The sequence below is a fragment of the Polaromonas sp. genome (genome assembly GCF_012927455.1).
Classification (GTDB): Bacteria; Pseudomonadota; Gammaproteobacteria; order Burkholderiales; family Burkholderiaceae_C; genus Polaromonas.
On record NZ_JABBPE010000012.1, the window covers coordinates 1 to 10848 of the forward strand.

Consider the following 10848-nt stretch of genomic DNA (forward strand, 5'->3'; position numbering starts at 1 on the left):
GCCCATCGGATACATTCCCCCTGCCGAGGCTGAAGAAAATTACTATCGGCAATTAGCCAGTCAAGTTGCAGTGTCTGCCTGACTTAACCCAACGGGCCTCCACGGAACCCGGGGCGATTCACAATCCCGCTCAACGTATGAATGGCAAAAAGGAAGAACACCAGCGATTAAAAAATGCCGCTTAAATTCAGCCTCGCAGGCGACAACTAGCTTGACATTTACCGGCAGTGCATCTCGGGTCGCGCGCTTTGCCTGTGTTCTTGGTCGACGTGGGTGCTGCAATCAAGGTGGCGTCTACTGCGGTGCCGGCCTTGAGCAGCAGGCCGCGTTGGCTCAGAAGCTCGTTGACGGTGCGCAGGATCTGCTCTGCCAATTGGTGCTTTTCCAGCCGGTGGCGAAAGCGCAGGATGGTGGACTCATCTGGCAGGCGGGCAAACTCATCGAGCTGGGAAAACTCGCGCAACAAAGGGGTGTCGAAGAAGGCCTCTTCCTTGCCGGGATCTGACAGGGTGAACCATTGCTGCATGAAATGGATGCGCAGCATGGTCTCCAGGGAAAACGGTGGCCTGCCGGTGCGGCCTTGCGGGTAGTACGGGGCAATGAGCTCGACCAATGCAGTCCACGGCTCCACCTGATTCATCTGCTCGAGAAACTCGCCTTTGCGGGTTTTCTTGACGCTGAGATTGAGACCGAGGGCTGCTTGTTTCATGGGCTGGGTTTTCTCAAGCGGGCCTTACATCAAGCACACATCCGAGGGGGTTTTGCAGAGTTTCCCAAGAGGAACAGAACCAACAAACACGTCTTGTGATGGCTCGGTTAGAATAGGGTGTTCGGTGACGTAATAGCTTTTTACTTTAAAGTCCTTGTGATCTGGGACTTTTATCTCAAAAACGGCGTTTCCAAGAGCCCGGATCTACAGTGTTCTCAGTGCCCCTACCGCCCTGAACCCTCTCAACACTGTTCCCCTTTCCCTGGCGAGCACTTCTTGCAGCAGTGCCCACTCATGGCTCAGCCCTTTCAAGGGCTTGCCGGGCGGAAACCGAATATGCGCCGGCTTGCTCGCAAGTCGTTTACTTCTCTATTTATCAAGCTGGGACAAATACCCGGCACGGACTTTTATGAACATCGATCGCACCAAAATAGCGGTGGGCAAATACCTCGTTTCTCCACTGGCCAAACAACAGGGTGAAGGTCGTTATGCGGCCTCGGTTTCCATCCGATCAGGCCGCGGCAGCGCCACGCATGATCGCGTCTTGCGCTTCAGCGGGCTGTTTGACAGCGCTGCTGCGGCCGTGCACTATGCCACCGAGCATGCATTGGGCTGGATTCACGAACGCTCATCGCGGGTTTGCGCCTGATGAGTTGCTGGCTGTCTTGAAGCCAACGTATACAGATTTGTTTTAAAATTCCCAAGGAATTACATCATGGCAAAAGAAGAACTTATTGAGATGCATGGTCTGGTGGAGGAAGTGCTTCCGGACTCGCGCTTTCGCGTCACGCTGGATAACGGCCACAAGCTCGTGGCCTACACCTCTGGCAAGATGCGCAAAAACCACATCCGAATTTTGGCCGGTGATCAGGTGTCTCTTGAGTTGTCGCCCTACGACCTGAGCAAGGGCCGTATCACCTTCCGCCATATCGCCGGGCGCGGACCTGGCCCGGCACCGCGTCAGACGCGCTAAGCAATCGCTCGCAGTATCGAATACTGCGAGGGGAGAAGGACACTTGGCGGGCTCCTCGGCAAAGCCCCATCAGCGCGAGACTGCCATGTGCTCCGTCTTTTCATTCAGCAGGATTTCCGGTTCCTGGGCTTCTACCCAAGTTTCGTTGTTCAGGGCTGCTTGAAGCCGCTCGGTGTCCAGCTCATTCGTCCATTTGGCAACGACCAACGTAGCCACGCCATTGCCAATCAGGTTGGTCAGAGCCCGAGCTTCTGACATGAAGCGGTCGATACCCAGAATCAGCGCCAATCCGGCGACCGGCACGGTGCCCACCGCTGAAAGCGTTGCCGCCAACACAATAAAACCACTCCCGGTGATGCCAGCTGCCCCCTTCGAGGTCAGTAGCAATACCGCCAGCAGCGTCACTTCCTGCGTGAGCGTCATGGGCGTGTTGGTAGCCTGCGCAATGAACACGGCAGCCATGGTCAGGTAGATGGACGTGCCGTCAAGGTTGAACGAGTAGCCGGTCGGAATGACCAGGCCAACCGTGGACTTCTTCGCTCCGAGGTTTTCCATTTTTTCCATCATGCGCGGCAGCACCGATTCGGACGATGAGGTGCCCAGTACGATCAACAGTTCTTCTTTGATGTATTTGATGAATTTCCAGATGCTAAACCCGTGAAAGCGCGCAATCAACCCCAACACCACAAAGATGAAGAGCAGGCAGGTAAGGTAGAACGCGCCCATCAATTTTCCCAGTGAAAACAGGCTGCCTACGCCGTATTTTCCAATGGTGAAGGCCATCGCACCAAAGGCGCCTATGGGGGCCACTTTCATGATGAAGCCGACGATGGTGAAGAGTACATGCGAGGTTTTCTCGATGAAGTCAAACACCAGCGTGCCACGTCCGCCAAAACGGTGAAGCGCAAAGCCAAACATCACGGCAATCAGCAATACCTGGAGGATTTCGCCCTTGGCAAAAGCGTCCATCCAGGCAGTTGGAATGATATTGAGAAGAAAGTCAGTGGTGGTCACCATCTTGCCGGGGCCGGTGTAGGCCGCGATGGATTTGGTGTCCAGCGTGGAGGCGTCGACATTCATGCCGGCGCCTGGCTGGAGCACGTTAACCACGACTAGTCCAATGATCAGTGCGAAGGTGCTGACTACTTCAAAATAAAGCAAGGCCAGACCACCGGTCTTGCCGACTTTCTTCATGTCTTCCATGCCTGCAATGCCGATGACCACAGTGCAAAAGATGATAGGAGCGATCATCATCTTGATCAGCTTGATGAAGCCGTCCCCCAGTGGCTTCATGTCCGCGCCCAGTGCCGGATAGAAATGCCCCAGTGCCACGCCGGCAATCACGGCGCATATCACTTGAAAGTAGAGGGATCGGTAGAGGGGATGTTTTTGGGTGGTCGAAGATGTTGTCATGAATGGCTCATACCAATAGATGGGACGTTTTAAGTAAAAGGGCCAATATACCCTGTGAAGCTGACGATTCTCCGGGGAAACCATAGCTGACAAAAGATATCGAATCTGGCAGACAACATCTGCTTATCTCAGTCGGAACCCGGAACGCCCGTCAGTCTTGTCCTACGTCTGATTTGGTATTACCAGCTGTTGCGCATTGCCAAGAATAGCCTAAAGTATTGCTTGGGTCGTTGGCATTTATTGTCTCTCGCACGGCCTATGCTAAAGGTAAAACTTTTCGCTGTTGTAAACAAATGCAGAACAAGCGCAGAAAAACAGGAGCGGATAAGCCATGAAATTGTTCCGGCGAATTTATCCGCGAACGCCTTGTGCTGCGGGTACAAAAAATGCCGCTCATCTGCACACAACCATGAGCTTCACCCGGCGGGTACGCATTACACCCTGCGGCAATGCAAACTTGTCTCATTACAAGGATTTCGTATCATGAGTCATTCCACATTGGTCAACGCCCAACTCAACGCACCCTTACGTTCATTGGCCTTGACCGTTGAAGAAGCCGGCCCCGGTGAATTTCGCTGGCGTATTTTGGAGAGCCAAGGTAGTCCTGCGGTGTTCGAGTCTGTTGCATGCTCTGACATGAGTTTTGCCGCCTACGACACCGCCTTGGCCACAGGCTATGGCGAGTTGCAGCGTTTTATCGGACCAGACCTGCAATACGGACCGAGAAGTGAGGCTGACAGCGCAACAGAGTTCATCCGCATTTCACCTTTGTCGCAACCTCGAGCGAATTCGGGCCAGGGCGCGCTAGAGAAACGGATTAGCAACAGCGGCGCCAGCGTGTCAAGTGCCTTACGCCTATGAAACTGAACTGGAGGCCCCGCTGTTTAAACGCGTCAAACCCATGGATCTACAAGCGGTCTTTTTCTTTGAATGCTATCTTTTTAGGAGCTGCTTACGACCATGAGTAATAGGATGAAAGCTTATTTCTCAGTGAATACAATCAAAACTTCGTGCTGATGAACGCGATGGGCGCGGGCTGCGTCACTACGTGTTGCTTCGAAAACTACCTACCGGCAGCAGGCACGCAGGCTGTCAAGTCATCTTCAGGCGCTCTTCTGCATTCAAATTGCATTTCAATTTGACAACTTTTTCAAGGAGATGCAAATGCCTGTCATCGCTTGGCTATTGGGCGTTCCGTTAAGCGCTATTTTGTTGTTATTTTTGTTTGGCGTTTTTTAATTATCGGCCTTACCACGGTCATCAGTGACTATAAAAAAGCCTACATCTGTGGGCGTTTTTTATTGAGTCATTCCCTGTTCATTCGCTCGCCGTCATGCCCAGGCAAGCCGGAGCCGGGGCCTGGCTCCGAGCACGCAGTTTTTTGAGCTGCCACCACTCCGGCAGCAGGCTTTGAATTTCTGGCCGGGTAAATCGGTCATCCATCAGGTAGACCACACCGCAGTCAGAGCTGGTACGAATCACACGCCCGGCGGCCTGCACCACTTTTTGCATGCCCGGAAAAAGGTAGGTGTAGTCGTAGCTTTGCGCTGCGCCAAAGTTGGCGCCCATGCGCGCCCTGATCTGCTCGTTTACCGGGTTCACTTGCGGCAAGCCCAAGGTGGCGATAAAAGCACCGATCAGGCGATCGCCCGGCAGGTCTATGCCTTCTGCAAACGCACCCCCCAGCACTGCAAAGCCGATGCCCTGGGAGTCGGGTGCGAAGCGCGCCAGGAACTCGTCGCGCGCCGCTTCTTCCATGCGCCGCGTCTGCTCCCACGTAGGGATATGCGGGTAGCGCGCCCTGAACAGCGCGGCCAGCTTTTGCAAGTAGTCATAGCTGCTGAGAAACGCCAGGTAATTGCCGGGGGTTTTGTCGTATTGCCGCGCCATCAGGTCAGCGATGGGCGACAGCGAATCGTCACGGTGCTGGTAGCGCGTGGATATATCGCTGACGGCGTGCACAGCCAACTGCCTGGCCTCAAAGGGCGAGCGCACATTGACCCAGGCTGTGTTGAGGGGCAGGCCCAAGGTATCGGCGTAATAGTTGCGCGGGCTCAAGGTGGCTGAAAACAGGGCGATGGAGCACGCGGCGGAAAAGCGCGGCGCCAAAAAAGGGGCAGGAACCACGTTGCGAATGCACAATTGCGAAGAATTTCGCAAGCCCGCTGGAAGTGCCCATGTGCTGTCAAACAGCGAATGTTCGCCAAAGCTGGCGGCCATGCGTGAAAAATGTAGCGCGTCGAAGTAAAACTGCTGCAGGCCGGCATCTAGCCGGGCCGGATGCGCTTCCAGATCATCGGTGATGGCGCTGGTCGCCTGCTGCAACGCCTGCAAAAATTTGGCCGGCACGTCGGCATGCACCCGGTAGCTTTCGTCTGCTTCCCGGTCCTTGTTCAGCGCGCGCCAGACGCGCTGCAGGCGGTCCAGCGATTTCCTCAAGGCTGGGGTTGCAGACTGCCGCACCAGCGACAAAGCGGCCTGGTCCAGCGCCGCCGAGTACATCTTGCGAGACCGCTCCACCAGGTTGTGCGCCTCATCGACCAGTACGCTGACACGCCACTGGTTGCCCAGCGTGAGGCCGTGAAGGAGGGCGCTCACGTCGAAGTAATAGTTGTAGTCGCCCACCACCACATCGCTCCAGCGCACCAAATCCTGGCTGAGATAGTAGGGGCACACGCGGTGCGCCAAAGCAACACTCCGCAACGCGTTCTTGTCGAGCAAGGGTAGGGTTGTGGCAACGGCCGCGCTGCGTGCCGCCGGCAAGCGGTCATAAAAGCCTTTGGCCAGCGGACACGAGTCGCCATGACAGGCCTTCTCCAGGTGCTCGCAGGCCTTGCTCTTCGCCACCAGTTCCAGCACCCGCAACGGCAAGGTGGGCGTGCTGGCTTTAATCAGCGCCAGCGCCTCCAGCGCCAGCCGCCGCCCGGAGGTCTTGGCTGCCAGAAAAAACACTTTGTCGAGCCGTTGCCGCGGTGCCGCCTTAAGCAGCGGAAACACCGTGCCCATGGTTTTGCCAATGCCCGTAGGCGCCTGCGCCATCAGGCAGTGACCGCTGCTGCCCGAGCGATAGACCGCTTCGGCCAGATCGCGCTGGCCCGGGCGGAACGCTGGGTGGGGAAAGGCCAGCACCGCCAGGGCTGCATCGCGCGCCGCCCGATGAGCCAGTTCTTGGGAGGCCCAGTCCAGAAACTTTTCGCACTGCGTTTCAAAATAATGTTGCAAGGCCTCGGCGCTGAAATGCTCGCTTAACAGCGTTTCTTGCAGGCTGCCAATGTCCAGATAAACCAGCGCCAGGCGCAACTCGGTCAAGCCCAGTTTTTGGCACAGCAGCCAGCCGTAAATCTTTACCTGCGCCCAGTGCAGCTGGCGGTGGTTGTCAGGCATGGCGGCCAGCTCGCCGCGAAAGGTTTTAAACTCTTCCAGCTGCTGCTTGTCCGGATCGTAGCCATCGGCCCGGCCGCGCACCACTAACTGCTTGTATTCGCCGCTCAGGCTGAGCTCGGACTGATAGCTTTCCGCCCGACGCGCCGCCACCAGCGCATGGCCCGCCATGCCTTCCTGCGCGGACGGCGAGGGCGTAAAGCGCAAGTCCAGGTCGCCGTGTTTGGCGGTGAAATCGCACAAGGCCCTGACGGCTACAAAGTATTTCAAGCGAATTCATTCCAAAGGGATATCAAAAAATTGTGGAGACTTCCTCAATTCATCCAATCGCCACAGGGTAGCGCATCACCGGTTGTCACGCGGGAAAATTCCCCCACAGGAAAATAGAGAAATAGCCATGCCTCCCAATTAAGGGCCACGCCTGCCTGCCATCACCGCAACCACTTTTCCCGGCCAACGAAGAAGGACAATTACTATTAATTTAGTAGAAGCCTTTATCCGGGCGGCTCAATCGAGGCGGTGTAGCGGCGCTGCATTTCCTCGGCCGATACATTCTCAATACTGTGACCGACATTCCGGCAATGACCAAACGGATTGCTAAAGCTGCCCGAGCGATCACCGTCAAACTGGTCTTGCGCCGCACTTCCAGCGTCGCGCCCACTTGCAGCGCGCGTGCAATCACTTCGTCGCAGTTGTCTACATGCAGGTGCAGCACGACCACTGGTGGTGCAGACAGCGCAGGCCCTTGCCGGCCGTACTCGGGGAACTTGTCAAGAGCATCAGTGTGGCCGCGCCAAAGTCCAGCTTGGCATGACCGACGCGCCCGCCGGGCTCTACCAGCCTGAATTTGTCCGTTGCGCCAAAAACCGATCGGTGAAACGCGATGGCTTTGCCTGCGTTTTTGACATGAGTGTAGGCAAACAGCGCATGAGTGGCCATAAAACCTTCTGGGGTTGTGGGTTGACCACCACACAAAGTCTAGTGACTTGGCTGGCGGCGGTCTAGAACAAAATTGAACTGCGGTTCCAGAACGACTAGCGGCATGTCAGTGCCTTCGGGCAGTGTCAAAAGTAGTCGGTCCGGCGTCTGCCGTCCACCCGTTACTGGCCCGATCAGCGTCAATTCAAGCGCTTGCAGGGCAGGCTTGTGCGTTACATTGCAGACAAGGGACTAACCCGATAATAAATTTGCATGAAGTACCCGACACTTGATCGTAGCGCTTGCTCACTCGGAGTGGCACCCCATCGTTTAAAGAAAGCCCCCAGGTATGAAGCACCCCCTCCCTGGCGCAATGGCGGTCGTGCGGTTTGGCCAACGCCTCCTGCCCGCAGCCCAGCACCACTGTCCTCATATCCGTGACGCAGCAGTTGCCATAAATCGCCCATGCTGACGCCAGACGAGGAACTGATTCAGGTCAACCGGAAACTGAAAGCTCAAACGCTAGCACTGGCCACCGCCAACGAGCGCCTGACGCTGGAATTGACTGAGCAGAAGCGCACCATGGTGGCGCTCAAAAACAGCGTACAAAGCCTGCGCAACCTCGCCACCATTTCCGCCGACTGGTACTGGGAGCAGGATGCCGAGCACCGCTTCATCAACTTCGCCGGCGAACAGTCGGCCGTGAAACTGGATGCGGAGCGGGAGAGCAACATTGGCAAGCGCCGCTGGGAGTTGCCCGGAGCAGTTCCCCTCGACGGGTCCTGGGAGGCGCATTGCGCCGCGCTCGATGCCCACCAGCCCTTTCGCAATTTCGAGTACATGCGGATGCTGGACGATGATTTGCCGCATTATTTGTCGGTCAGTGGTGTGCCGGTATTTGACAGCCACCACCAGTTCCTCGGCTACCAGGGCACGGTGCATGACATCAGCGCCATCAGGCGCTCGGAACAAGCGCAACGCAAGGCCTCCCGATTTCTCGATGACATCATCGACAGTATCCCGACGGCTATTCACTTGAGTACGGTGAAGGACGGGCACCCGGTGGTCCTGTGGAACAAGGCGGCCGAGGCCTTGTACGGGCTGACGCGCGAAGAGGCCGTGGGGCGCACCTTGCATGATCGCTGGTCGAAAGCAGACGCTGACCGCATGCACGCGGCCGACCTCGAACTGGTCGCCAGCGGCGTCATGCAGGACTATCCCGATCGGGCCGCCCAGACCCGGCATCGCGGGCCCATCCGTGTCCACATGCGCAAGGTTCCGCTGAAAGATGCCAGCGGTGCGGTGACCCATGTGCTGATCACCGCTGAAGATATCACCACGCGCCAGCAGGCTGAGACGGAGCTGCGCGCCAGCGAAGCGCGCTTTCGCGCTGTTGTGGCCGCAATGGCTGAAGGCGTTTTGCTGCTCGATGCAGAGGGAAAAATCGTCGATTGCAATGCCAGCGCCGAACGCATTCTGGGCAAGACTCTGGTCCAGATGAAGGGATTGGTTTCGTTCGCGCCCAAGTGGCAGACCGAGCGCGAAGATGGCTCGCTGATGCCCGAGGAAGAGCTGCCCAGCGCCGTCGCCGTGCGCACTGGTTTGCCGCAGTCCAACGTGGTGGCCTGCTTTCGCAAGCCTGACGGCAGCGTCTTGTGGGGGCTGCTCAACGTCCAGCCGCTGTTTGATGGGGCCACCACTACGCCGTCGGGTTTCGTCAGCACCATCACCGACATCAGCAAGCGCAAGCGTGACGAGATGGAAATCGTCAGGCTCAACGTCGACCTGGAAAACCGGGTGCTGCGCAGGACCGCCCAGCTCGAGACGGCCAACAAAGAGCTCGAAGCGTTCTCGTATTCCGTCGCGCACGATCTGCGCTCTCCGCTGAGCGCCATCGATGGCTACTGCAGCTTGCTGCAAAAAGCGGTGTCATTAGGATCCGGCGAGCGTTCCCAGCATTACCTCGATCGAATCAGGCGCGGTGTGCAGCGCATGGGCGAACTCACTGACGGACTGCTTTCCCTGGCCCAGCTGTCGCGCACTAGCCTCAACTGGGTGACGGTGGACCTCAGCGCGGAGGCGGCCAAGGTCATCCGGCAGTGCTCGGAAAACGACACTGCCCGCGTGGTGCAGGCGACGGTCGAGCCGGGCTTGCTGGTGCGGGCGGACAGCGCATTGCTGCGTCAGGTGCTGGAGAACCTGATCGCCAACGCCTGGAAGTTCAGCTCGAAAAAATCCCATGCTGAAATTTCAGTCGGCCAGGAAACAGATACCGACCAGCAGACGGTGTATTTTGTGAGGGACAACGGCGCCGGGTTTGACATGGCCTATGCGGACAAGCTGTTTGGTACCTTCGAGCGCTTGCATTCGTTTGAAGAGTTCGCCGGCAGTGGCATTGGCCTGGCCACGGTCAAGCGCATCATTGTTCGTCACGGCGGAAGGATTTGGGCGCGTTCATCGGTAGGCGAAGGCAGCACGTTTTACTTCACGCTGGGAAGCGACCAAGGAAGCGACCAGGGCAGGGCCGCAGATGCGCCCTTCGGCACCCTCTCGAACACCTTCATCAGCAGTGACAACGACGCTTTTTCCGTCAGCGAGCAGCAATTCAGCAAAGCATTTGAGCACTCGGCAATCGGCATGACGCTAGTCGCCACGAATAGGCGCTGGCTCAAGGTCAATAGCGCCTTTTGCCAGATGCTGGGTTACTCCGAGGCCGAGATGCTGACGCGCAGCGTTCGTGATATCACCCACCCTGACGACGTTGAGGGGGACCTGCTTCAGGGAAAAAGGGCGCTGGCCGGAGAGATTGAAACCTACCAATTGGAAAAGCGCTATATCCATCGTTCGGGCCGCATTGTCTGGGGCTCTCTGACCTGCTCGCTGGTGCGTGACGCCGACCGCAAGCCGCTGCACTTCGTCTCGCAGATTCAGGACATCACAGAACGCAAGCAGACCGAGCAGCTCATGCGAGAGAACGAGGGGCGCTTTCGCGCGCTCACCGCGCTCACATCGGACTGGTTCTGGGAGCAGGACGAAAACTTCCGCTTTGTTCTGGTATCTGGCGAGATGACCGATATGGCGGGTGTGACCCCTGACATGACCATCGGCAAGACGCGCTGGGAGCTCGATCATGTGAACATTGAGGACAGCGTCTGGGCCGCTCACAAAGCCCAGCTTGAACGGCACGAGATATTTCACGACTTTGAAATCCCCCGGCTCGACGACGCAGGGCAGCTGCGTTATTTGAGCATCTGCGGCGTCCCGATTTTCGACACGTCAGGGCGTTTCACCGGTTACCGCGGCACCGGCCGCGACAACACCGCGATCTACCTTGTCACCGAAGCGCTGCGCGCCAGCGAAACGCAGTTGCGCCAGATCACCGACACGGTCCCGGCGCTGATCGCCTACATCGACAAAGCGCAGCGCTTCAGTTTTCACAACAAAGCCTACGAAG

The 10848-nt window shown here is 57.4% G+C and carries 7 protein-coding genes and 1 pseudogene; 4 read left to right on the top strand and 4 right to left on the bottom strand.

Annotated elements, in window-relative coordinates:
- Nucleotides 1–235 precede the first annotated feature (235 nt).
- Nucleotides 236–709: pseudogene (locus HHJ18_RS11890) on the bottom strand (IS5 family transposase); the annotation flags it as partial.
- A 409-nt stretch (nucleotides 710–1118) separates the two neighbouring features.
- Between HHJ18_RS11890 and HHJ18_RS11895 the strand changes: the two are divergent.
- Both HHJ18_RS11895 and infA read left to right on the top strand, forming a co-directional pair.
- A complete protein-coding gene (locus HHJ18_RS11895; RefSeq protein ID WP_296915550.1) occupies nucleotides 1119–1358 on the top strand; it encodes a hypothetical protein in 240 nt (79 codons plus the stop codon).
- Between the two features lie 66 nt (nucleotides 1359–1424).
- Complete coding sequence (gene infA / locus HHJ18_RS11900; protein WP_296915552.1) at nucleotides 1425–1682, top strand: translation initiation factor IF-1; 258 nt, start codon at nucleotides 1425–1427, stop codon at nucleotides 1680–1682.
- 69 nt (nucleotides 1683–1751) lie between these two features.
- Here the strand turns inward: infA and HHJ18_RS11905 are convergent, their stop codons facing one another.
- The gene (locus HHJ18_RS11905) at nucleotides 1752–3095 is read right to left on the bottom strand and encodes a dicarboxylate/amino acid:cation symporter (RefSeq protein WP_296915554.1); all 1344 of its coding nucleotides are present in this window, start codon (nucleotides 3093–3095) and stop codon (nucleotides 1752–1754) included.
- A gap of 258 nt (nucleotides 3096–3353) precedes the next feature.
- Between HHJ18_RS11905 and HHJ18_RS11910 the strand changes: the two genes are divergently transcribed.
- A complete protein-coding gene (locus HHJ18_RS11910; protein ID WP_296915555.1) occupies nucleotides 3354–3956 on the top strand; it encodes a hypothetical protein in 603 nt (200 codons plus the stop codon).
- Nucleotides 3957–4412: 456 nt separating this feature from the next.
- Here the strand turns inward: HHJ18_RS11910 and HHJ18_RS11915 are convergent, their stop codons facing one another.
- Both HHJ18_RS11915 and HHJ18_RS20975 read right to left on the bottom strand, forming a co-directional pair.
- The gene (locus HHJ18_RS11915; protein ID WP_296915557.1) at nucleotides 4413–6746 is read right to left on the bottom strand and encodes an ATP-dependent DNA helicase; all 2334 of its coding nucleotides are present in this window, start codon (nucleotides 6744–6746) and stop codon (nucleotides 4413–4415) included.
- A 426-nt stretch (nucleotides 6747–7172) separates the two neighbouring features.
- Entirely contained in the window at nucleotides 7173–7415 is a 243-nt protein-coding gene (locus HHJ18_RS20975) for a hypothetical protein (RefSeq protein WP_366558836.1), read from the bottom strand.
- A gap of 444 nt (nucleotides 7416–7859) precedes the next feature.
- Between HHJ18_RS20975 and HHJ18_RS11925 the strand changes: the two genes are divergently transcribed.
- The coding region (locus tag HHJ18_RS11925) for a PAS domain S-box protein (RefSeq protein ID WP_296915558.1) at nucleotides 7860–10848 on the top strand (2989 nt) is incomplete at its 3' end.

Excerpts from the sequence above, each read along its gene's own strand:
- HHJ18_RS11895 (WP_296915550.1), top strand. The coding sequence starts at position 1,119 with ATGAACATCGATCGCACCAAAATAGCGGTGGGCAAATACCTCGTTTCT.
- infA (WP_296915552.1), top strand. The coding sequence starts at position 1,425 with ATGGCAAAAGAAGAACTTATTGAGATGCATGGTCTGGTGGAGGAAGTG.
- HHJ18_RS11905 (WP_296915554.1), bottom strand. The coding sequence starts at position 3,095 with ATGACAACATCTTCGACCACCCAAAAACATCCCCTCTACCGATCCCTC.
- HHJ18_RS11910 (WP_296915555.1), top strand. The coding sequence starts at position 3,354 with ATGCTAAAGGTAAAACTTTTCGCTGTTGTAAACAAATGCAGAACAAGC.
- HHJ18_RS20975 (WP_366558836.1), bottom strand. The coding sequence starts at position 7,415 with ATGGCCACTCATGCGCTGTTTGCCTACACTCATGTCAAAAACGCAGGC.